Source organism: Nonomuraea sp. NPDC005501, from assembly GCF_040605905.1.
Classification (GTDB): domain Bacteria; phylum Actinomycetota; class Actinomycetes; order Streptosporangiales; family Streptosporangiaceae; genus Nonomuraea.
The window spans coordinates 24,106-45,507 of record NZ_JBEXDT010000032.1; the positions used below are offsets into that span (position 1 = coordinate 24,106).

A 21,402-nucleotide genomic window follows, 5' to 3' on the forward strand; every position below is an offset into this window, starting at 1 on the left:
TCTACGCCTGGGTGATCGACTGGAAGATCGGGTTGAACACCTGCTCCTGCTGGGTGGTGAGCTTGGTGTAGGTGCGGAGCTTGGCGTAGTCCGCCTCCGACGGGAACATGAGGGGGCTGTCCACCATCTCCTCCAGCGCCTTCTTGTCCTCGCCGGTGGCCTTGGCGGCCTTCTCCCGCAGGAGGTCCTGCACGGCGGGCACCGGGGTGACGAACTGGATGAACTCGTCCAGCTCGGCGGCGACGGCCGGCTGGTAGAGGAAGTCCATGAGCATGAGCGCGTCGACCGGGTTGGCGGCGCCCTTCGGGATGAGCATGTTGTCGGTCCAGATGGTGCCCCCCTCCTCGGGCACCACGAACTTGACGGGCTCACCGGCGAGCTGGCGCTGGAAGACGTCGCCGGACCACGCCATGCTCAGCCAGACGTCGCCCTTGGACACCGCGTCGATGTACGACTGGTCGTAGTACTTGCGGACGATCCCGGCGTCGCGCTGCGCCTTGAGCTTCTCCCCGGCCTTCTTCCAGTCGGCCTCGGAGGAGTTCTCCGGGTCGATGCCGAGGGAGATCATGCCGAAGTTGGCGATCTCCTGGGCGTCGCCCATCATGCCGACCCGGCCCTTGTACTTCGGGTCGAACAGCGCCTCGATGCTGGTGATGTCGTCCTTGACGTACTTGGTGTTGTACGCGATCCCGGTCACGCCCGAGGTGTACGGGACCGTGTAGGTGCTGCCCGGGTCGTAGGAGCGGTTCTTGTACTTGTCGCCGGCGTTGGCCGCGAAGTTCGGCAGCTTGGAGTGGTCCAGGGCGACGCAGTAGCCGAGATCGATCATGTGCTGGAGCTGGACGCCGTTGGTCATGACGACGATGTCGTAACCGAGCGACTGCCCGGCCCGCAGCACCGGGTCGGCCTTGCCGAAGAACTCCGCGTTCTCCTGGATGACCTCCTTGTACTGGTAGGAGATCCCGGTCTCGCCCTGGAACTTCTTCAGCGGCGCCTGGTCCTCGGGCATGTACTCGGGCCAGTTGGCGAACACCACGCGGCCGTGCTTGGTCTGCTGCGACCAGTAGTCCTTGACCGCGTCGGCCTTCGGCGGGGCCGCCTTCTGACCCTGCACGCCGCAGGCGGCCAGCGCCAGGCCGGCGGCGGACAGGCCCGCGAGACGGAAGGCGTCGCGGCGGGTACGGGGCCGGGTCATGCCCCTCAGCAGGGCGGGGTCGTGCTGGTGGTCCATGGGGTGGTTCAACTTCCTATCGCGTAAGAGTGCTGCGCCGGCCACGACAGCCAGACCGGGTCGCCCCGCTCGGCCGTGGTGGTCGCGTCGTGCGCGTTCTGCTGGAACACCGTGACCTCGGCCCCGTCCCCGACGCGCACGGCGTAGCTGTTGTACGTGCCCAGGTAGACCACCTCGCTGACGGTCCCCGGCACGACGCTCACGTCGCCGTCCGGCTTGTCCAGGGTGATGGTGATCTTCTCCGGCCGGACGGTGAGGGTGACGTCCCCGTCACGGTCCGGCACGAGGACCCGGCCCCCGCCGACCTCCAGCACCCCGCCGGCCGCGGTGCCGGTGAGCAGGTTGGAGGTGCCGATGAAGCCGGCGACGAACGCGGTGGCCGGCCGCTCGTAGATCTCCCTCGGCCCGCCGAGCTGCTCGACCAGCCCGTCGTTCATGACGGCGATCCGGTCGCTCATGGTGAGCGCCTCGTTCTGGTCATGGGTGACGTACACGAAGGTGATGCCGACCTCGCGCTGGATCCGCTTGAGCTCGATCTGCATGGCCTGACGCAGCTTGAGGTCGAGCGCGCCGAGCGGCTCGTCGAGCAGGAGCGCACGCGGCCGGTTGACCAGGGCGCGGGCCAGCGCGACCCGTTGCTGCTGGCCGCCCGACATCTCGCGCGGCCGGCGCTTCTCCCTGCCGGTCAGGTCGACGATCTCCAGCATCTCGCCGACCCGCCGCCTGATCTCGTCCTGCGGCGTGCGCCGCTGCTTGAGGCCGAACGCCACGTTGTCCCACACGTTCATGTGCGGGAACAGCGCGTACGACTGGAAGACCATGTTGACGTCACGCCTGTTCGGCGGGACGTTCGTGACGTCGTGGCCGTGCAGCCTGACCACGCCGCTCGACGGCTCCTCGAAGCCGGCGATCATCCGCATGGTCGTGGTCTTGCCGCACCCGGACGGGCCGAGCAGGGAGAAGAACTCCCCTTCGGCGATGCCGAGCGTGACACCCTTCACCGCCTGAACGACCTCGCCGTGCGAGAGGTACTCCTTGACGACGCCGTCGAGTTCGATCGCGTTCAGCTCGGCCATGTTCCGGATCTGTCCTTGTCGCGCTTATTCGCCGATGTAGTGCATGACGTGCTTGACCCTCGTGTAGTCATGCAGACCGAACACCGAGAGGTCCTTGCCGTAGCCGGAGTGCTTGAAGCCGCCGTGCGGCATCTCCGACACGAACGGGATGTGCGTGTTGACCCACACCACGCCGAAGTCGAGACGGTTCGACATGCGCATGGCGCGGCCGTGGTCCGAGGTCCACACCGAGCCGCTCAGGCCGTACCTCACGTCGTTGGCCTTGGCCAGCGCGTCTGCCTCGTCGGTGAACGTCTGGACGGTGATGACGGGCCCGAAGACCTCGTTCTGCACCATCTCGTCGTCCTGCCGCAGCCCGTCGACGATCGTGGGGGCGAAGAAGTAGCCCTTGTCGCCGACGCGGTGACCGCCGGTCAGCACCTTGGCGTGCGCCGGGACCCGCTCGACGAAGCCCTGCACCTTGGCGAGCTGGTCGGCGTTGTTGAGCGGGCCGTACAGGGCGTCCGCGTCGGACAGGTCGCCCGTGACGGTGCCGGCCGCGGCCTCGGCGAGCGCGGCCACGAACTCGTCGTGGACGCTCTCCTGGACCAGCACGCGGCAGGCCGCGGTGCAGTCCTGGCCCGCGTTGTAGAGGCCGGCGGTCGCGATGTCCGAGGCGGCCTTGCGCAGGTCCTTGACGTCGTCGAAGACCACGACGGGCGCCTTGCCGCCGAGCTCCAGGTGGACGCGCTTGAGGTCGTCGGCCGCGCTCCTGGCCACCGACATGCCCGCGCCGACGGAGCCGGTGATGGCGACCATCGCGGCCGTCGGGTGGCCGACGACCAGCGCGCCGGTCTCCCGGTCGCCGGTGACGACGTTGAAGACGCCGGCGGGCAGCACGTCGCCGAGGATCTCGGCCAGCTTGAGCGTGGAGGCCGGGGTGGTGTCGGACGGCTTGAGCACGACCGTGTTGCCGGCGGCCAGCGCGGGGGCGATCTTCCAGACGGCCATCATCATGGGGTAGTTCCACGGCGTGACCTGACCGACCACGCCGATGGGCTCGTGCCGGATGACGCTGGTGTGGTCGGCGAGGAACTCACCGGCGGTCGGCCCCTCCAGCGTGCGTGCCGCGCCCGCGAAGAACCGGAAGTGGTCGGCGGCGACCGGGGTCTCGTCCTCGGCCATGCGGGCGCGCGGCTTGCCGGTGTCACGGCACTCGGCCTCGTTGATCTCGTCGGCCCGCGCGTCGATCGCGTCGGCGACCTTGAGCAGCAGGTTCGCCCGCTCGCCCGGGGTGGTCCGCCCCCATGACTCGAAAGCGGCAGCCGCGGCGGCGTAGGCAGCGTCGACGTCCTCGGCTCCGGAGATCGGGGCCTGGACGTAGGCCTCGCCGGTGCACGGGTCGATGATGTCGGAGAATCGGCCGCTCTTGGCGTCCACGAACTCACCGTTGATGAAGTTCTGCAGACGGGTGGTCAAGGTGATGACCTCCTGGTGAGGTGGCTGAGATGCCGCGACTCTTACAGAGTGGTTGCATCCGGGACAAGGGATTTCGTGGCGAAGATACCAAATTGCTACGAATTCGCTTGACAGGGCGTCGAGAACTGACAACATGTCGCACCAGGACGGCAATGGAACGGGAACGCGCCCGTAACGCGCGCCGCTAGGAGGACTCGCTCGCGATGACGACCCCGCCACGCGCACGCCGCGGCAGTGACACGGCGCCCGGACAGTTCACGCTCGACGACCTGTCCAAGCGGATCATCGAGCAGCTCCAGATCGACGGGCGCATGCCGTACGCGGCGATCGGCAAGGCCGTCGGCCTGTCGGAGGCGGCCGTCCGCCAGCGGGTGCAGCGCCTCCAGGACTCGGGGGTCATGCAGATCGTCGCGGTGACCGACCCGCTGACCCTGGGGTTCCCGCGCCAGGCCATGATCGGCGTGAACATCGAGGGCGACCTGGAGTCGGTCGCCGACGAGCTGGCGGCCATCGACGAGATCGACTATGTCGTCCTCACGGCCGGCTCCTTCGACGTGATCGTCGAGGTCGTGTGCGAAGGCGACGGCCACCTCCTCGACATTCTCAGTAAAATTCGGGCAATTCCTGCGGTTCGCGCCACGGAGTCGTTCGTCTACCTGAAACTCCGGAAGCAGACGTACTCATGGGGCACCCGCTGACCCTTTGTCACACAGGTCCCAATCGCGCCACCGCTCTCACCGGTGCGCCGTCGGCCGCGGGCAGTCGCAGCGGCATGAGCCAGACCTCCACCGCCCTGCCCTCCACCTGAGCCGCCAGCACGCGGTCGAGCCCGGTCAGGTTCTCCGCGATGACGGCGTGGGCGCCGCACAGCACCCGGTGCGCCGGGAAGTCCTCCGCGGGCGTCGGGTCGACGCTCAGCGCGTCCACCCCGACGGTCGTGACGCCCCGCTCCACCAGCAGCCGCGCCGCCTCCTCCGTCAGGTACGGGTGCGCCGCGTAGGCGCCGGTGCCCCAGTGGACCGACCAGCCCGTCGCCACCAGCACGATCGGCGGGACCCCGCCGGCCGGCACCGCAACGAACGCCGCCGGCCCGATGGCCGCGCGCGGCTCCAGTCCCCGGGCGTCCACCACGACCGCCGGGCCGGCGAACCGCTCCAGCGGCAGCTCGTCCAGCGCCGGCAGCGCGTCGTCGATGTGGAAGGGTGCGTCCACGTGGGTGCCCGACTGGGAGCCCAGGTGCAGCGCCAGCACGTTCACGCCGTCACGCGCGGCCGTGAGCGCCGGTCCGACCGTCACCTCGGGGTCACCGGGGTAGACCGGCATCCCGGTGACGATCGGCACCGACAGATCCACGAGTTCAGCGGTCATGGCGCCATCGTCACACGGGCCGCTCGGCCGCCGCGCCGACGATCGGGGGACCGGGCGTGTCCGCCGCCGCCCGCACCAGGCGCGTCTCCTTCACATTCAGTTGCCGAGCTGGATGGTGGCGATCTCCCAGGGCCGGAGGGGGAGGCGCACGGTGCCGTCCGTGATCGGGAGCGGGTCGCCCGGGCGGCCGCGGAGGTCGGCGTGGCGCGCTCGGGTGAAGGAGCCCTCCACCACGGCCTCCGTCGGCTCCGGGGTGAGGGCGACGATCCGCAGCTCCCTCCAGTCGTCGCGGAGCCGCAGGGAGGTCATCACCACGCCGTCGCCCGTGACCGACAGGCCGGGGGCGGCCGGGGGCAGCGCGAGCGACGGGTCGCCCGTGCCGGGCACCGGGAGCAGGTCGTGGCGGAAGGTCTCCGCCGCCGGCGGCACCGCCTCCCAGCCTCCCTCCTCCCCGCCGCCCTCGTACGGCATGAGCGCCAGCGTGACGGAGCGCAGCCCGCGCGACTGGGCGGCGGGCGTCGGGAGCTGGGGACCGGCGGGCTCCGGGCGCAGGGCGTGGCGGTTGCGCGACAGGTAGCCGATGGAGCGGAGCAGGGTCAGCGCCAGCTCCGTGCCCTCGCCCTGTCCCGCGCCGCCCCAGGCGGAGCCGTCCACGAGCTCGTACTCCGTGACGTGCTCCAGCAGCGCCGCCACTCCCCCGGCGGCCACCCACGACGAGGCCGGGAAGGTGGGCAGCGGCTCCTCGCCGCAGCCGCCCTCGGCGGTCAGGCCGCGGGTGACGACCGCGAACTGGCCCTCGGCGTGCGAGGCCGTCGCCGGCGCGGGCAGCGGCACATGCAGCCTGACCCGGTGGTCGTCGCAGCGGTTGTCGAATGCCACCCGCAGGCGGACGAACGGCTCGCCGGTCCGGAGCTCGACGCGGGTGTCCACGACGATCTCCTCGGTGGCGCCGCTCCGAGCGGGCGCGGGCAGCTCGGGCGTGCCCTCGATGCCGGCTCCCGCCGCGGGCCACCGGTACGTACGGCGCACGTCCAGGGCGGCGACCAGCGGGCCGGAGCAGACCGGGACGACCTCGACGGTCTCGGGGGCGGAGACGATCCGGTCCTCGGCGGGAGGCGCGTGGTTGTAGCTGTCGCCGACGTCGCCGCCGTCCACGACGCGGGCGGCGCCGGTGAGCGTGACGCCGCCGGCGGAGGTCAGCGTCAGGGTTCCGTCCTCCGCCACCTCGACGCGGAGGAGCCCGTTGTCGAGCGCCCCGTCCTCGATCCGTACGCCGTCCGGCGCCTCGTGGGTCTGCGGGGCGACGGCGGAGCCGTTGGAGCCGGCCCGGACGGCGACCGGCGGCTCCGGGCGGAGGCTCGTGTGGCCGAGCGGCGGAACCTCCACCAGGGCGGCCACCTTGCGGCGGGGCTCGGCGACGATGCGGACCCGCGTCACTCCCTCGACCGCGTCCCGCACCTCGGCCACGTTGAAGGCGGTGCGCGGCTCCCGCGCCACCTCGAAGGTGAGCACCCCGTCCTCGACCGACCAGCCCGTGATGTGCTGGCCGTACAGCTCGGTCCCGTGGACGAACGTCAGCGCCGTGGCCGGGTCCATCTCCTCGTCGAGCAGCAGCGTGGGGGCGTACTCCAGCGGCTGGACGGGCACGGGGGCGCCCGTGGCGTCCACCAGCGGGTCGTGCCCGGCCATGTCCACGTGGACGACGCCGCGCCGGGTGGCGGGCGTGGGGTTGACGACGAGCACCCCGCCGGAGGGGACCGTGGCGGCCAGCTTGGCGGTCACCATGTCGCGGACTGCGTGCCCGAGGTGCTCGGCCTCGGCGATGCGCGCGGCGACCTGCTGGGCGGTCTCGTCCACGCCGCAGCCGGTGACGGAGTCGTGGCCGCTGGCGTCGACGAGCCGCCACCACGCCATGTCGAGGAACCGGCCGGGCCACGCGTCGCCCCAGAGGGCGGCCAGCGGCTCGGCGTAGCGCTCGACCATGCGCTCGGCGCGGCTCATGGCCTGCTTGACGTGGGCGCGGACGGAGATGACGCCGGGCAGGATGTTGGCGCGGGCGTGGGAGCGCAGCTCGCCCTCGACGCGCGGCAGGCCCTCGACGGACCCGCCGTCGCCGTACGCCGTGACGTAGCCGGACAGGGTGTCCATGCGGGCCCCGATCGCGGCCACCATGCCGGGCAGCCCGCGTACGGGTGCCGAGTGGTCGGTGCCGTACATCGCGAGCAGCGCGCCCTCGGGCCCGTGCCACTCACGCATGCGGCGGGTGAACACGGCCGCCCGCTCGGCGAGGCGCTCCGGGTCCTCGAACAGGTGGGCGCCGTTGCCGTAGCCGCCGATGGGCAGGTACTGGGCGCGCACCGCGGTGCCGTCGGGAGCCGTCCAGGCGAACGCGTCGGACACCACGGACGACGGCACCCCCCGGTAGACGCAGGCGTACAGGAGCCCGGCCTTCCGCAAGATCTGCGGCATCTGCGCGGTGTGGCCGAACATGTCCGGCAGGTAGCCCACGGGCATGGCGCCGCCGAGCTTGTCGGCCCGGTCCATGCCGAGCTCCAGGTTCCGGATGATGTTCTCGCCGGAGCACAGGAACTCGTCGAGCAGGATCTGCCACGGTCCGACGGCGAGACGCCCCGACTCGACCAGCGCCGCCACGCGGTCGCGCTGCTCGGGCCGGACCTCCAGGTAGTCGTCCACGCAGGCGAGCTGCCCGTCGAGGGTGAAGTGGTAGCCGGGCTCGCGCTCCATGGTGTCGAGCACCTCGTCCAGCAGCGCCACGAGCCGAAGCCGGAAGCGCTGGAACGGCTCGTACCACTCGCGGTCCCAGTGCGTGTGCGGGACCACCACAATGTCGTTCGAGCCGGTCACGCTGCTTCCCCTCCGATCGGCAGTCCGTGCTGTACGGCGTAGCGGGCGGCGATCCGCTGGGCCGTGACGATGTCCTCCAGGGCGCCGGCCGCGCCGGTGAGCGGCTGCTCGCCCTCGGTGACGTAGGCGTGGAAGGCGGCGAGCTGCGTCTCGAACGCCTCGGTCACCTCCCGCCACTCGGTGCGTCCCTCACCGCCGGGATCGGCGCCCGGCGTGACGACGGTGAGCGTGGTGGGCGCGTTGACCAGGTACGGGGCGGGGAAGGCCAGCTCCAGGGTGCCCCGGTCGTGGTGGATGGCGACCGTCTCCCGGTAGGCGGGGTAGTCCTCCAGGTAGTGCCAGCGGATGGAGAACCGTCCGGCGGCCGGGAGCGTGCCGGCGATCTCCACGGAGCCGGGGGCGGGGCCCCAGGTCTCGACATGGGAGATCTCGGCCGGGGAGCCGGTGAACCTGCGCAGCAGCGACAGGTCGTGGCAGACGGAGCCGAGGGCCACGCCGTACAGGGCGCGGACGGACTCGGGGGCCTGCTCGCCGAGGGCGCGGGAGACCAGGGCGTCCTCCTCGGCGCGCAGCGAGGCGAGCAGCGCGGGGTCCAGGTCGCCGGCCCGGGTCAGGCCGGCGAAGGCGAGCTGCGACCCGGCGCTCGGGTGCAGCACGGTCACCTCGACGGACCGGACGGCCTCGGGCCCGCCCAGCTCGGCCAGCAGCCGCTCGGCCCGCCGCACGGCGGGGTCGTACTGCTTCATGTAGCCGACCATGAGCCGCCCCTCGGGCAGCGCGGCCACCTCCGCCCGGGTCAGCGCCAGGGGCTTCTCGCACAGCACGGCGTGACCGGCGGCCAGCGCCTGCCGTACCGGCTCGCCGTGGGAGCCCGAGGCGAGCATGACCAGGGCCTCGAACCCGCCGCCGGCGAGCATGTCCTCCAGGGACGTGTAGCGGCCGGGGGCGCCCAGGCGGTCGCCCACGGCGCCCGCGAGCGTGGGCGACAGGTCGCACACGGCGGTCACCTCGAACAGGTCGCGGCGCCTCGACAGCAGCGGCGCGTAGACCGCCTGCGTGACGGCTCCGCATCCGACCAGCGCGATCTTCAGAGTCACAGTCCCAGCTCTCTCAGCTTCTCCCGGTTGGCTGCCTGGTCGGCGATGTTGCGCTCGACCGTGCGGCGGCCGGGCAGGGTGTCCTGCTCGATGATCACCCAGCCCTGGTACCCGATGTCGTCCAGCGCCCGGACCACTCCGGGCAGGTCAAGCTCGCCCTCGCCGAGCTGGGCGAACCCGCCGCGGCCCATCAGCTCGCGCAGGTCCGCGCCGTCGGCGATCGCCTGGGCGAGGATCTCGGTGTCGCCGTCCTTGATGTGGACGTGCCCGACGCGGCCCGCCCAGTCGCGCAGCGCCGCCACCGGGTCGCCACCGGCGAGCAGCAGGTGGCCGGTGTCGAGGCAGAGCGGCACGTCGGTCAGCTCCAGCAGCCGCTCCACGTCCTCGGGGGTCTCGACGTACGTGCCGAGATGGTGGTGGAAGACGGGTTCGAGGCCGCGGTCGCGGCAGCGCTGGACCGCCTCCTGGACGCGGGCGGCGTACGCGGGCCACTCGGAGGCGGGCAGCCCTGGAGCGTTCCCGCCGGGGCGGGCGAAGCGCTCGGGCGAGCCGGAGCAGGCCAGCGTCGGCCGGGGCGCGAGGTGCGCCGGGGCTGGTGGCGCGGCGGCGAACACGTCGAGCGTGGCGTCGAGCGTGACCAGGCTGCGCCGGAACGCCTCCGCGTCGTGGTAGGCCAGGTCGGCCCAGCCGCCGGCGAGCAGCAGCCCGCCGAGCCGGTCCGCGATGTCCCCGGCGGTGCCGAGGTAGCCGAGCGGGCCCAGGTCGATGCCCTCGTAGCCGGCGTCGGACAGCGCGCGCACCATCTCGCCGGCGCTCAGCGGCGGCGCCTCGGTGGCCAGCTCGAACACTCCGAAGCTCACGGGGGCGTTGGCGACGCTGATCATTCGCGTGTTCATGGCTGCTTGTTCACTCGCATAGCGCGATCACCTCGTTCTCGTAGGTTTCCAGCCGGTGCCGGCCCTCGCCGGCGGGCACCAGGGTCCGGGCGCCGCGGATGACCTGCCGGGCGCCGCCGGGGCGGACCAGGACGAGGCCGTCGGCGTCCAGGGCGAGCAGTTCGTCGCCGAGCCGGAGCAGCAGCGGCTCCCCCGGCCCCGCCGAGATCGCGGTACGCCCGGCGGCCACGGCCCCGAACGCGGCGGCCGGGTCCTCGGCCAGCACCCACGTGGTGGGCGAACCGGGCAGGCCGTCGTCGCCCGGCCGGTGGAAGTCGCTGGCCCCGATCGCCACCAGGTCGTCGCGCCAGGCGTCGGCCCAGGCCAGGGGCGCTCCCCAGCGGCGGTCCCACCAGCCGGAGTGCCACACCTCGGCCACGTGCGGCCGCTCGGCGAGGGGCTGCAGCCAGGCGCAGTCGCCGCCGAGCGGATGGTTGATCGACATCAGGCCGCCGTGGTCGCGGGCGTGCCGGGCCCAGGAGTCGGCGGGCCGGCGGAAGTCGACCCAGCCGACGTCGCCGAACACGTTGGCGTGGCCGCGGTCGGTGGTGACCTCCTGGCCGGGCAGCAGGGTGATGCCCCGGTCGGCCGAGGTCAGCTCGGGGTGGTGGCTGACCGTGTTGTGGTCGGTGACGGCCAGGAAGTCGAGTCCCCGGCCGCGGGCCAGCGCGGCCAGCTCGCCGACGGTCAGCGAGCCGTCACTGTGGACGGTGTGCGAGTGGAAGTCTCCGGCGTACCAGCGCAGGCCGTCCACGGCGGGGATGTCGCGGCGCGGCGGGCGTTCGGCGACGGGCGGCTCGGCCGTGACCGGGGCGGGCGGCGCCGTGTCCGCGACGGTGATCTCCAGCGTGCAGTCCAGGCCCTCGGGAGGGACGCGGTGCAGCCGCAGCCACACCTGCCACGGGCCGGGCTCCAGGGGGCCGGGCAGGTAGCCGGGCGTCGCCCACTCCTCCGTGATCGTGTACGTGTCCCGGGCGCCGCCCGACCAGCCGCGAAACCCTCGCGGGCTCCCGCCGCCGAGGTCGAGCACGCCCCGGGACCGGTCGTAGGACAGCGCCACGGTCACCGCCGCGGCCCCGGCCGGCACCTCGAACGGCACTTCCCGGAGCATGCTCTCCAGCCGGTCGTCGAGGGTCCAGTGCCCCCGGATCACGCTCATCCCACCAGCTCCCCGTCGCGGTAGACCAGCGCCCGGTCGCGGCGCGGCACGGCGAAGCCCTCGTCGCCGACGGCCGGCTCGCTGCCCTCGGGCACGACGGCCTGCACGGTGACGTCGTTGACGTCGAGGGTCACCAGGTGGGAGGCGCCGAGGTTCTCCACGATCACCACCTTCCCGGCCAGCGAGCCCTCCGACGAGCCGTCCGCGGGCTTTGCCGCGTAGGCGTTGTACTCGGGCCGTACGCCGTAGACGACCTTCTCGCCGTCCGTCAGCAGCCCGGCGGCCGAGGTGGGCACGGGCACGGTACGGCCGGCCACCTCCAGCGTGTCACCGCGGACGACGGCGTCGAGCAGGTTCATGGGCGTGGAGCCGATGAAGGACGCGACGAACGTGTTGGCGGGCCGCTGGAACACCTCGGCCGGGGTGCCGATCTGCCGGATCACGCCGGCCTCCATCACGGCCATCCGGTCGGCCATAGCCAGCGCCTCGGCCTGGTCGTGGGTGACGAAGACGGTGGTGACGCCCAGCTCGCGCTGGAGCTTCTTCAGGAACGTACGGGCCTCCAGGCGCAGCCGGGCGTCCAGGTTCGACAGCGGCTCGTCGAACAGGAACGCCTGCGCCTGGGTCGCCATGACGCGGGCCAGCGCGACGCGCTGCTGCTGGCCGCCGGAGAGCTGGCCGGGCCGCCGGTCCATCAGGTGCTCCAGGCCGAGCCGGGCCGCGACCTCGCCCGCCCTGCGGTGGCGCTCGGCCTTGGGGACCTTCTTGATGCGCAGCGGGTAGGCGACGTTGTCGGTGACGTCCATGTGCGGGAACAGCGCGTAGTCCTGGAAGACCATGGCGATGTCCCGGGCGCCTGGCTGCACGGAGGTCACGTCGCGCTCGCCGATGACGACCGAGCCGCCGGTGGCGGTCTCCAGCCCGGCGATCGTGCGCAGCAGGGTGGTCTTGCCGCACCCGGAGGGGCCGAGCAGCGCGAAGAACTCGCCGTCGGGGATGACCAGGTCCAGCGCGTCGAGCGCCTTGACGCCGCCGGGGTAGACCTTGGTCAGCCCTCGCAGTTCGATTGCCGCCATTACCGCTTGATCCCTCCGTGGAAGCGGAAGCCGTACTTCTTGCTGACGAACAGGTACATGAGCACCACGGGCACCGAGTAGAGCAGTCCGAACGTGGACAGCAGCCGCAGGTTCGCCTGGCCGCCCTCGGTGTAGAGCGTGTACATGATGACCGCCGCCGGCTGCTTCTCCACGTCGCTGAGCAGCAGGTACGGCATGAGGAAGTTGCCCCAGACGTTGGCCACGGCCCACACCGCGATCGTCGCCAGGCCGGGCCGTACCAGGGGGACGACCACGTGCGCGACGATCTGCAGCGGCGAGGCGCCGAAGACCCGCGCCGACTCCTCGTACGACTTCGGCGTGGAGTCCATGAAGTCCTTGAGCATGAAGATCGCCGCGGGCAGCAGGCCGCCGGTCAGGATGAGGATCAGCCCGAACTGCGAGTCGATGAGGCCGAGCTCGACGGCGAGCTGGAACAGCGGCACCATCGCGGCCGTGCCCGTGATGATCGACGAGAGCAGCAGCAGCGCGTAGAGCAGCGCGTCCCGGCCGGGCAGGCGCACGCGGCTGAGCGCGTAGGCGGCCAGCGCCGACAGCAGGACCACGAGCAGGGCCGTGCCGACGGACAGCAGCAGCGAGTTGTACAGCGACGGCAGCGCGTAGGGGTGATCCAGGATGGCCTGGAAGTTGTCGAAGGTGAAGTCCGGCATGCGGACCTCGTAGGTGGGGTCGCTGGTCAGCGGCGCCGACGCCAGCCACAGCAGTGGGATGGTGAAGAAGGCGAGCAGCACCGCGGTCAGCGTGTAGAAGCCGATCCGGCCCAGCACGAAGCGCGTCATTTCTTGCTCCTGAGCAGGCGCAGGTAGAACACCGCCACGACCAGGTTGATCAGCAGGATGGCCGTGGAGACCGCGGCGCCGTAGCCGAGCTGGCCGCCCTGCAGGGCGACCTTGTAGACGTGGACGGCCAGCACCTCGCTCTTCCCCTCGGGGCCACCCGCGGTGATCATGAACGGGGTGAAGTCGTTGAACGTCCAGAGGCTGATCAGCAGCAGGTTGGTGAGGATGTGCCCCTTGATGTGGGGGAAGACCACGTCCCTGAGCTGCTGCCAGCCGGAGGCTCCGGCCAGGCGGGCGCTCTCCAGGTGCGAGGGCGGCACGTTCCCGAGGGCCGCGCCGTACAGCATCATCGAGAACGCGGTGCCGCGCCAGGTGTTGAAGATGACGATGGACAGCATCGGGTGTTCGAGCAGCCAGGCGTAGTCGCCGGTGGCGAGCAGCGCGTTCAGCGTGCCGCCGTCGGCGTCGAGCAGGGCCACCCACAGGAACGACACGACGGCGCTCGGCAGGATCCAGGCCAGGATGACCAGGCCCTCGACGATCCGCCTGAGCGGCCCGCGCCTGTCGCGCAGCAGCCAGGCGATCGTGAACCCGAGCCCCACCTGGCCGATCACCGCCGAGCCGAGCACGAACTGGACGGTCAGCCAGGTCGAGTTCCAGAACGACGGGTCGCCGATCGCCGACAGGAAGTTGTCGAGCCCGACCACCTTCGGGTCGGCGGCGGCGACGCCGGTCAGCCGGTAGTCGGTCAGCCCGAGATAGAGCACCCACAGCGCGGGGAAGACGAGGAAGACCGCGATGAGCAGCAGTGCGGGGGCCACGAAGGCGCCCGCACGCCACCGGCCCAGGCCCGCCGCGTCGACGCTGTAGCGGCGGGCCGTGGAGTCCGTGGCTTCCCCGGCGAGGTCAGGAGGAGACGTTACCTGCGCCACCGACGATTCCTTCGAGCTTCTTCTGGTAGTCGGCGGCCGCCTCGTCCGGCGTCTTGCCGCTGACCACCGCCGAGGTGGCCTCCTGGAGCGCCACCGACACCTGCGGGTAGACGGCGACCGGCGGCCGGTAGGCCGTGAGCGGCAGCACCTTCTCCGAGATGAACGTCAGCAGCGGCTCGCCGGCCAGGATCTCCTTGTTGACGTCGCTGCGCGGGGTGATGCGCACGTTGCCGTCCTTGGTCTCCTCCTTCAGCGCCTCGGGCGACAGCGTGAAGGCCAGCAGCTCGAAGGCCTCCTTCGGGTGCTTGCTGTTCGGGTTGACCGTGCGCAGCGCGCCGCCCGACATGCTGACGAAGTCCTGGCCGCGGATGCCCTTGCCGGGCTCCATGGCGGGGATGAGGGCGTAGCCGACGCTCTGGTCGCGGTCGGCCATCTTGGCGACGCCGTCCTTGGGGTTGACGACGCCGCGCCAGAAGTAGTCGCCCTCCAGCAGGATGCCGATCTTGCCCTGGGCGAACTGCTGGAACGACTTGTCACGGCCCTTGGCCTCCTGCTGGAGCCGGGGGTCGCCGAGGCCGCTGCCGCCGTAGATCTTCTGGTAGAGGCCGAGGACGTCCTTGACCGGCTGCGAGGCGCCGGCCCACTTGCCGTCCTTCTGGACCTCGCCGCCCGCCCCGGCCAGCAGCGGCAGCACGCCCTGCATGGTGGTGGCCTCGCCCATCGCGGTGCCGGCGTTGACCTGGATCGGGACGGGCACGCCGGCCGCCTTCAGCTTGGCGCCCGCGTCGAGGATCTCCTGCCAGCTCTTCGGCTGCCAGTCGGCCGGCAGGCCGGCCTTCTGGAAGAGCGGCTTGCTGAAGTAGAGAACGCGGCCGTCGGTGCCGACGGGCAGCGCGTACTTCTTGCCGTTGAAGGTGGCCAGGCCCTGCACGGACTCGGGGATCTGGGCCCAGCCGTCCCAGCTCTCCGCCTCGGGCCCGACCAGCTCGGCCAGCGGCTTGATGTAGCCGGCCTCGGCGAACTCACCGGCCCAGATGCCGTCGATGTCGATCACGTCGGCGCCCTTGCCGGACTTCAGATCGAGGGAGAGCTTGGTCTTGTACTGCTCGTCGTCGACACCGCTGGGGACGAACTTGACCTTGACGTCCTTGCCCTTGGCCTTCTGGGCCTCCTCGAACTTGGGAACCACCCAGTTGGCGACGAAGTCCGCCGCCTTCGCGTTCTTGCCGCCGGCGATGGCGTTCTGCGCGATCGTCAGCTCTATCGTGCCGCCGTCACCGTCACCGGACGACCCGCCGCACGCGGTCAGCGCCAGACCGGACGCGGCCAGAACCGCGACCACGCTCACCGATCTTCTCCGCAATCCCATCGATACCCTCCGACTCATCCGTAACGGAGCCCACGCCAATATGTCATGACATCTAGATGACGTAAAGGTTTGGCTATATTTCAGGGATGTGTCGACAGTACTCCGTGGCCCCGGCCCGCTGACCGGTGAAGACGGCCCGGGTTCGGACGATCCGGTGGTGGCACCTACCCAGCAGGGATTCGGACTGGCAGAATGCACCACTGAACGGACATCGGTATGTCAGGACAATAGATCATACTAGGGAGTGGGACTCTCACTGGAGGTGCGTTGTTCGACCTGATCACGATCGGCCGCTGCGGCGTCGACGTCTACCCCCTGCAAACAGGCGTGGGCTTGGACCGCGTCGAGACCTTCGGCAAGTTCCTGGGCGGCAGTCCGACGAACGTCGCCGTGGCGGCGGCCCGGCACGGCCTGCGCCCCGCGGTGATCACCGCCACGGGAGCCGACCCCTTCGGCGCGTACGTACGGCGGGCGATCCGCGACTTCGGCGTGGACGACACGTTCGTGGCCACGGTCGAAGGATCGCCCACGCCCGTCACGTTCTGCGAGATCTTCCCGCCCGATGACTTCCCGATCTACTTCTACCGGGGCGAGCATCCACCCGACCTCCAGGTCGGCGCGGACTCGCTGGACCTGGACGCGATCCGCGCGGCCACGGTGTTCTGGTTCACCGCCACCGGCCTGAGCCAGGAGCCGAGCCGCTCGGCCCACGCCGCGGCCCTGGCCGCCCGCGGCTCCGGGTGGACCGTGTTCGACCTCGACTACCGGCCCGTGCTGTGGGAGTCGCCCGAGGCGGCCCAGAGGGGCGTGCGCGAGATGCTGCCCCACGCGAACGTCGCCGTCGGCAACCTCGACGAGGTCGAGAACGCGGTCGGCACACGCGACCCCGAGGCCGCGGCGCAGGCGTTGCTCGACGCCGGGATGCGGGTCGCCGTGGTGAAGATGGGACCCGAAGGCGTCCTGGCCCGCTCCGCGGACGAGCGGGCCGTGGTGGAGCCGGTCAAGGTCGAGGTGGTCAACGGCATCGGCGCCGGGGACGCCTTCGGCGGCGCCCTGTGCCTCGGGCTGATCCGGGGCTGGCCACTGGAGCGTACCGTCCGCTTCGCCAACGCGGCCGGCGCCTACGTGGCCGCCCGCCTGGCCTGCGCCGACGCCATGCCGACCACGGACGAGGTGCTTGCCCTCCTATGAGTGACGTGATCCTGCCCACCGACGCCGTCTCGAACGGCTCCCCTGCCACCACCGAATCCCGCTACGAGCAGCTCACCCGCATCCGCTCCACCCGGCCCGGTGAGATCGCGCGGGCCGCGGCGCGACGACGCCGGCGCGGGCTGCCCGCCGAGGACGAGCGGCTGCTCGTCATCGCCGCCGACCACCCGGCCCGCGGCTCGCTGTCCGTACGCGACCGGCCGCTCGCCATGGCCAGCCGCACGGACCTGCTGGACCGGCTGTGCACGGCCCTGGCCAGGCCCGGCGTGGACGGCATCCTCGCCTCCCCCGACGTGCTGGAGGACCTGCTCCTGCTGGGAGCCCTGGAAGGCAAGCTGGCCTTCGGCTCGATGAACCGGGGCGGCCTCCAGGGATCGGTGTTCGAGGCCGACGACCGGTTCACCGGCTACGACGCCGCCTCCATCGACGCCATGCGGCTCGACGGCGGCAAGATGCTGTGCCGCATCGACCCCGACGACCACGCGACCGTGTCCACGCTGGAGTCGTGCGCCCACGCCATCACCGACCTGGCCCGGCGGCAGCTCGTCGCCATGGTCGAGCCGTTCTGGTCCAGGCGCTCCGACGGCGGGCCGCTGCGCAACGACCTGTCGCCCGACGCGGTCATCCGGTCGATCAGCGTCGCCCAGGCGCTCGGCGTCACCTCCGCCTACACCTGGCTGAAGATCCCCGCGGTCGCGGAGATGGAGCGCGTCATGGCGGCCACCACGCTTCCCGCGCTGCTGCTCGGCGGCGACCCGCCCGACATGGACGCCGCCTACGCCGACTGGGGGCGCGCGCTGCGCCTGCCCGGCGTGCGCGGCCTCGTGATCGGCCGCGCCCTGCTCTACCCTCCGGACGACGACGTCGCCACGGCCGTGGACGGTGCGGCCGCGCTGATTCGAGAGGTTGGCTGATGACATACCTTCCGTACGGCAAGGCCGCCAACGGGCCCTGGTCGGTGGAGATCACCCCGGACGTGGCCGGCTGGACGTACTCAGGGCTGCGGGTGGTCGAGCTGGGGGACGAGCCGGTGTCGTTCGCCACGGGCGGGGAGGAGATGATCGTCCTGCCGCTGTCGGGCTCCTGCACCGTGCGGTGCGCCCCCTCGGGCTCGGCCGAGGCCGTGTGGCGGCTGGAAGGGCGGGAGTCGGTCTTCCACGGGCCCTCGGACTTCGCCTACCTGCCGATCTCCTCGGAGGTGACGCTGGAGGGACGGGGCCGGATCGCGCTGCCCTCCGCCCGCGCCGGCCGCGCGCTGGAGCCACGGTACGTGCCCGCCTCGCGGGTGCCGGTGGAGCTGCGCGGCGCCGGCCAGGCCAGCCGCCAGGTCAACAACTTCTGCGCGCCCGGCGTCTTCGACTGCGACAAGCTGGTGGCCGTCGAGGTGCTCACCCCGGGCGGCAACTGGTCGTCCTATCCCCCGCACAAGCACGACACGCAGGGCGAGGGCGAGGCCGTGCTGGAGGAGGTGTACTACTTCGAGGTGGCCGGCGAGGGCCAGGGCTACCAGCGGGTCTACTCCTCCGAGCGGGGCCGCGTCGACACCCTCGCCGAGGTGTCCTCCGGTGACGTGGTGCTCGTGCCCTACGGCTACCACGGCCCGTCGATGGCGGCGCCCGGCTACGACATGTACTACCTGAACGTACTGGCCGGACCGGCCGAGGAGCGGACCATGGCCTTCTGCGACGACCCACGGCACGCCTGGATCCGCGCCACCTGGCAGGACCAGGCCATCGACCCGCGCCTGCCGTTCGGGGGCGGGCGATGACGCGCCTGACCGTCGCCCAGGCGGTCGTCCGCTTCCTGGCCGCCCAGTGGACCGAGCGCGACGGCGCCGAGCACCGGCTGTTCGGCGGCTGCCTCGGCATCTTCGGCCACGGCAACGTCGCCGGGCTCGGCCAGGCCCTGGCCACGTCGGAGGAGGACCTGCCCTACCGGCTCAGCCGCAACGAGCAGGCGATGGTCCACACGGCCGCCGCCTACGCCCGGGCCGCCAACCGCCTGTCCACGCTGGCCTGCACCACCTCCATCGGCCCCGGCGCGACCAACATGATCACGGGCGCGGCGGGCGCCACCATCAACCGGCTGCCCGTGCTGCTGCTGCCCGGCGACGTGTTCTCCACCCGCGTGGCCAACCCGGTGCTCCAGGAGCTGGAGGACCCGCGCTCGTACGACGTGTCGGTCAACGACTGCTTCCGGCCCGTGTCCCGCTTCTGGGACCGCGTCAACCGGCCCGAGCAGTTGCCCTCGGCGCTGCTCGCGGCCACGCGGGTGCTCACCGACCCGGCCGAGACCGGCGCGGTGACGCTCGCGCTGCCGCAGGACGTCCAGGCGGAGGCGTACGACTGGCCGGACGAGCTGTTCGAGCGGCGCGTCTGGCACATCCCGAGGCAGCGGCCGGAGCGGGCCGCCGCGGCCAGGGCCGCCGAGCTGGTCAGGTCGGCCGCCCGGCCGGTCATCATCGCCGGCGGCGGCGTCCTCTACAGCGAGGCCGCCGAGCGGCTGCGCGAGTTCGCCGAGGCCCACGGCATCCCGGTGGCCGAGACGCAGGCCGGCAAGGGCGCCCTGCCGCACGGTCATCCGCTGGCGCTGGGCGCGGTCGGCGCGACCGGCACGACGGCCGCCAACACGCTGGCCCGCGAGGCCGACCTGGTCATCGGCGTCGGCACCCGCTACAGCGACTTCACCACGGCCTCCCGCTCCCTGTTCGGGGCCGGCACACGGTTCGTGAACCTCAACGTCACCGCCTTCGACGCGGCGAAGCTGTCCGGGCTGCAGCTCGTGGGCGACGCCCGCGAGGGTCTGGCCGACCTGGGCGAGGCGCTGGCCGGCTGGGACACCGGCGCCGCGTACCGCGAGCGGGCCGCCGCGCTGATCCGCGCCTGGGACGCCGTGGTGGACGCCACGTACGGGCCGGAGCGCTCCGGGCAGGACGGATCGCCGCTGCCGCAGGGCGCCGTGCTCGGCGCGGTCAACGCCGCCGCCGGCGACGACGGGGTGGTGGTGTGCGCGGCCGGCTCCATGCCGGGCGACCTGCACAAGCTCTGGCGGCCCAGCGGCCCCGGCTCCTACCACGTCGAGTACGGCTACTCCTGCATGGGCTACGAGATCGCCGGCGGCCTCGGGGTCAAGCTGGCGGCGCCCGAGCGGGAGGTGTTCGTCCTGGTCGGCGACGGCTCCTACCTCATGATGGCCCAGGAGCTGGTCACGGCCGTGGCCGAGGGGATCAAGCTGGTCGTGGTCCTGGTCGACAACTCCGGCTTCGCCTCGATCGGCGCCCTGTCGGAGAGCGTCGGCGCCGAACGGCTCGGCACGTCGTACGCCTACCGGGGCGCCGGCCGCTACGACGGCGGGCCGCTGCCGGTGGACCTGGCCGCCAACGCCGCCAGCCTGGGCGCCACCGTCCTGCGCGCCGACTCGGTGGAAGGGCTGCGCGAGGCGCTGCGGGAGGCGCGGGCGGCCACGGCCACCACGGTCGTGTACGTCCGCACCGACCCGCTCAGCCAGTCGCCCTCGTCGGAGGCGTGGTGGGACGTGCCGGTGGCGGAGGTCACCACGACGGCCGCCGGCGAGCAGGCGCGGCAGGCGTACGAGTCGGGCAAGAAGGAGCAGCGGCAGCACCTGGCGCCCCTGGAGTGAGTGGTTGCCCGGAGAGATCCGGGGAACGCCTCTGACCGAGCACGACGTCGGGAGGCGGGGATGGCCGGGAGCCGGGCATGAGGGTGTGGCGCACGCTGGGATGGATCGCGCTCATCGCGGTGGGGCTCTACCTCTTCTCCGTCCTGCGCACCGTGGCCCTCTCGATCATCGTCGGCCTCCTCCTGACCGCGCTGCTGCACCCGCCGGCCGAGTGGCTGCGGCGGCGCGGCCTGAACCGCGCGCTGGCCACCACGGTGGTCTTCGTCGGCGGCTTCCTGCTCGCCGGGGCGTTCGTGGCGCTCGTCGTGCCGCCCACCGTGGCCAGCGTCGCGGAGCTGCACGACAGCGTGGGAAAGGCCGTCAACGACCTGAACGGTCTGGCCTCCCGGCTGGGCCTCAAAGGCGGGTCCCTGGCCGCGCAGGTCAGGGACTACCTGTCCACGCAGGGGCGGCAGATCGCCAGCGGGGCGCTCACGGGCGTGCGGACGGCCGGGGAGATCGTCGTCGGCGCCGTGGTGGCCGTCGTCCTGGCCATCTACTTCATCCACGGCGGCGACCACCTGTGGCGGTGGCTGGTCGAGCTGCTGCCCGTCCCGGCCCGCCCGCGCGCCGAGCGGACCGGAGAGCTGATCTACGGCATCGTCGGCCGCTACATCCGGGGGGTCGCCCTGGTGGGGCTGGTGGACGGGTTCTTCATCGGGCTCGCGCTGTGGATCCTGGGCGTGCCCATCGCGCTTCCGCTCGCGGTGCTGACGTTCGTCGGGGCGTTCCTGCCGGTGGTGGGGGCGTTCGTGGCGGGGCTGCTGGCCGCGGTGGTCGCGTTCGTGGCCAAGGGCTGGGTGGTGGCGCTGATCGTCGTCGCGGTGACCGTGCTCGTGCAGCAGCTGGAAGGGCACGTGCTGGCGCCGCAGATCTACGGGCGGGCGCTCGACCTGCCGGCCCCGGTCATCCTGATCGCCATCGCGGTGGGCAGCCTGGTCGGCGGGATCACCGGCGCGTTCCTCGCCGCGCCGGTCGCGTCGGTGATCGTGGCCCTGCTGCACGACCGCGGCCACGACGCCGCGCACGAGCCGCCCGCGGCTCTGCCCCCCGCTCCACCGGCCGCTCCTGCCCCCGCCCGGCCGGCCGAACCGGCCGGCGACGCCGGAGACGCCTGAGACGGGACATGAT

General features: G+C 72.1%; 18 protein-coding genes. 6 read left to right on the forward strand and 12 right to left on the reverse strand.

Annotation, left to right across the window (positions count from 1 at the left end):
* Nucleotide 1: 1 nt before the first annotated feature.
* The 3 genes from ABZS51_RS17740 to ABZS51_RS17750 are packed head-to-tail and all read right to left on the reverse strand — an operon-like array spanning nt 2 to nt 3,765.
* Nucleotides 2-1,231 carry a spermidine/putrescine ABC transporter substrate-binding protein gene (locus tag ABZS51_RS17740; protein ID WP_355441779.1) on the reverse strand — a complete coding sequence of 410 codons (1,230 nt, stop codon included), beginning with the start codon at nt 1,229-1,231 and terminating at the stop codon, nt 2-4.
* A gap of 8 nt (nt 1,232-1,239) precedes the next feature.
* Nucleotides 1,240-2,307 carry an ABC transporter ATP-binding protein gene (locus tag ABZS51_RS17745; RefSeq protein WP_355441782.1) on the reverse strand — a complete coding sequence of 356 codons (1,068 nt, stop codon included), beginning with the start codon at nt 2,305-2,307 and terminating at the stop codon, nt 1,240-1,242.
* Nucleotides 2,308-2,331: 24 nt separating this feature from the next.
* Nucleotides 2,332-3,765: a gamma-aminobutyraldehyde dehydrogenase gene (locus ABZS51_RS17750; RefSeq protein ID WP_355441785.1), complete on the reverse strand. Its 1,434-nt coding sequence runs from the start codon at nt 3,763-3,765 to the stop codon at nt 2,332-2,334.
* Nucleotides 3,766-3,968: 203 nt separating this feature from the next.
* On the opposite strand from ABZS51_RS17750, the gene ABZS51_RS17755 reads away from it, so the two are divergent.
* On the forward strand, nt 3,969-4,463 hold the full coding sequence (locus ABZS51_RS17755) for an Lrp/AsnC family transcriptional regulator (RefSeq protein ID WP_310710754.1): 495 nt from the start codon (nt 3,969-3,971) through the stop codon (nt 4,461-4,463).
* Nucleotides 4,464-4,470: 7 nt separating this feature from the next.
* Here ABZS51_RS17755 and ABZS51_RS17760 read toward each other — a convergent pair whose 3' ends face one another.
* The 9 genes from ABZS51_RS17760 to ABZS51_RS17800 all read right to left on the reverse strand — a co-directional run bounded on the left by ABZS51_RS17760 (nt 4,471) and on the right by ABZS51_RS17800 (nt 15,363).
* Nucleotides 4,471-5,133, reverse strand: coding sequence for a cyclase family protein (locus tag ABZS51_RS17760; protein ID WP_355441789.1), 663 nt, complete (start codon nt 5,131-5,133; stop codon nt 4,471-4,473).
* 96 nt (nt 5,134-5,229) lie between these two features.
* Entirely contained in the window at nt 5,230-7,998 is a 2,769-nt protein-coding gene (locus tag ABZS51_RS17765) for an alpha-mannosidase (protein ID WP_355441792.1), read from the reverse strand.
* A complete protein-coding gene (locus tag ABZS51_RS17770; protein ID WP_355441795.1) occupies nt 7,995-9,095 on the reverse strand; it encodes a Gfo/Idh/MocA family oxidoreductase in 1,101 nt (366 codons plus the stop codon). Before ABZS51_RS17770 ends, ABZS51_RS17765 begins: the two co-directional genes overlap by 4 nt.
* Complete coding sequence (locus ABZS51_RS17775) at nt 9,092-9,991, reverse strand: TIM barrel protein (protein ID WP_355441798.1); 900 nt, start codon at nt 9,989-9,991, stop codon at nt 9,092-9,094. Before ABZS51_RS17775 ends, ABZS51_RS17770 begins: the two co-directional genes overlap by 4 nt.
* Before the next feature lie 10 nt (nt 9,992-10,001).
* Complete coding sequence (locus ABZS51_RS17780) at nt 10,002-11,189, reverse strand: CehA/McbA family metallohydrolase (protein ID WP_355441801.1); 1,188 nt, start codon at nt 11,187-11,189, stop codon at nt 10,002-10,004.
* On the reverse strand, nt 11,186-12,265 hold the full coding sequence (locus tag ABZS51_RS17785; protein ID WP_355441804.1) for an ABC transporter ATP-binding protein: 1,080 nt from the start codon (nt 12,263-12,265) through the stop codon (nt 11,186-11,188). The genes ABZS51_RS17780 and ABZS51_RS17785 overlap by 4 nt, the downstream gene beginning before the upstream one ends.
* Complete coding sequence (locus ABZS51_RS17790) at nt 12,265-13,083, reverse strand: carbohydrate ABC transporter permease (protein WP_355441807.1); 819 nt, start codon at nt 13,081-13,083, stop codon at nt 12,265-12,267. The genes ABZS51_RS17785 and ABZS51_RS17790 overlap by 1 nt, the downstream gene beginning before the upstream one ends.
* A complete protein-coding gene (locus ABZS51_RS17795; RefSeq protein WP_310710746.1) occupies nt 13,080-14,015 on the reverse strand; it encodes a sugar ABC transporter permease in 936 nt (311 codons plus the stop codon). Before ABZS51_RS17795 ends, ABZS51_RS17790 begins: the two co-directional genes overlap by 4 nt.
* Nucleotides 13,990-15,363: an extracellular solute-binding protein gene (locus ABZS51_RS17800; RefSeq protein WP_355441810.1), complete on the reverse strand. Its 1,374-nt coding sequence runs from the start codon at nt 15,361-15,363 to the stop codon at nt 13,990-13,992. Before ABZS51_RS17800 ends, ABZS51_RS17795 begins: the two co-directional genes overlap by 26 nt.
* A gap of 288 nt (nt 15,364-15,651) precedes the next feature.
* Here ABZS51_RS17800 and iolC point away from each other — a divergent pair, with 288 nt between their 5' ends.
* The 5 genes from iolC (at nt 15,652) to ABZS51_RS17825 (ending at nt 21,389) form a co-directional block, all read left to right on the forward strand.
* Complete coding sequence (gene iolC, locus ABZS51_RS17805) at nt 15,652-16,575, forward strand: 5-dehydro-2-deoxygluconokinase (protein ID WP_310710744.1); 924 nt, start codon at nt 15,652-15,654, stop codon at nt 16,573-16,575.
* Nucleotides 16,572-17,507 (forward strand): deoxyribose-phosphate aldolase, encoded by a 936-nt coding sequence (locus ABZS51_RS17810; protein ID WP_355441813.1) that lies wholly within the window; start codon nt 16,572-16,574, stop codon nt 17,505-17,507. Before iolC ends, ABZS51_RS17810 begins: the two co-directional genes overlap by 4 nt.
* Nucleotides 17,507-18,361: a 5-deoxy-glucuronate isomerase gene (gene iolB, locus ABZS51_RS17815; protein WP_355441816.1), complete on the forward strand. Its 855-nt coding sequence runs from the start codon at nt 17,507-17,509 to the stop codon at nt 18,359-18,361. The genes ABZS51_RS17810 and iolB overlap by 1 nt, the downstream gene beginning before the upstream one ends.
* Nucleotides 18,358-20,232, forward strand: a complete 1,875-nt coding sequence (gene iolD, locus ABZS51_RS17820) for a 3D-(3,5/4)-trihydroxycyclohexane-1,2-dione acylhydrolase (decyclizing) (protein ID WP_355441819.1) — start codon at nt 18,358-18,360, stop codon at nt 20,230-20,232. The genes iolB and iolD overlap by 4 nt, the downstream gene beginning before the upstream one ends.
* A 77-nt stretch (nt 20,233-20,309) precedes the next feature.
* Nucleotides 20,310-21,389, forward strand: coding sequence for an AI-2E family transporter (locus tag ABZS51_RS17825; RefSeq protein WP_355441821.1), 1,080 nt, complete (start codon nt 20,310-20,312; stop codon nt 21,387-21,389).
* Nucleotides 21,390-21,402 lie beyond the last annotated feature (13 nt).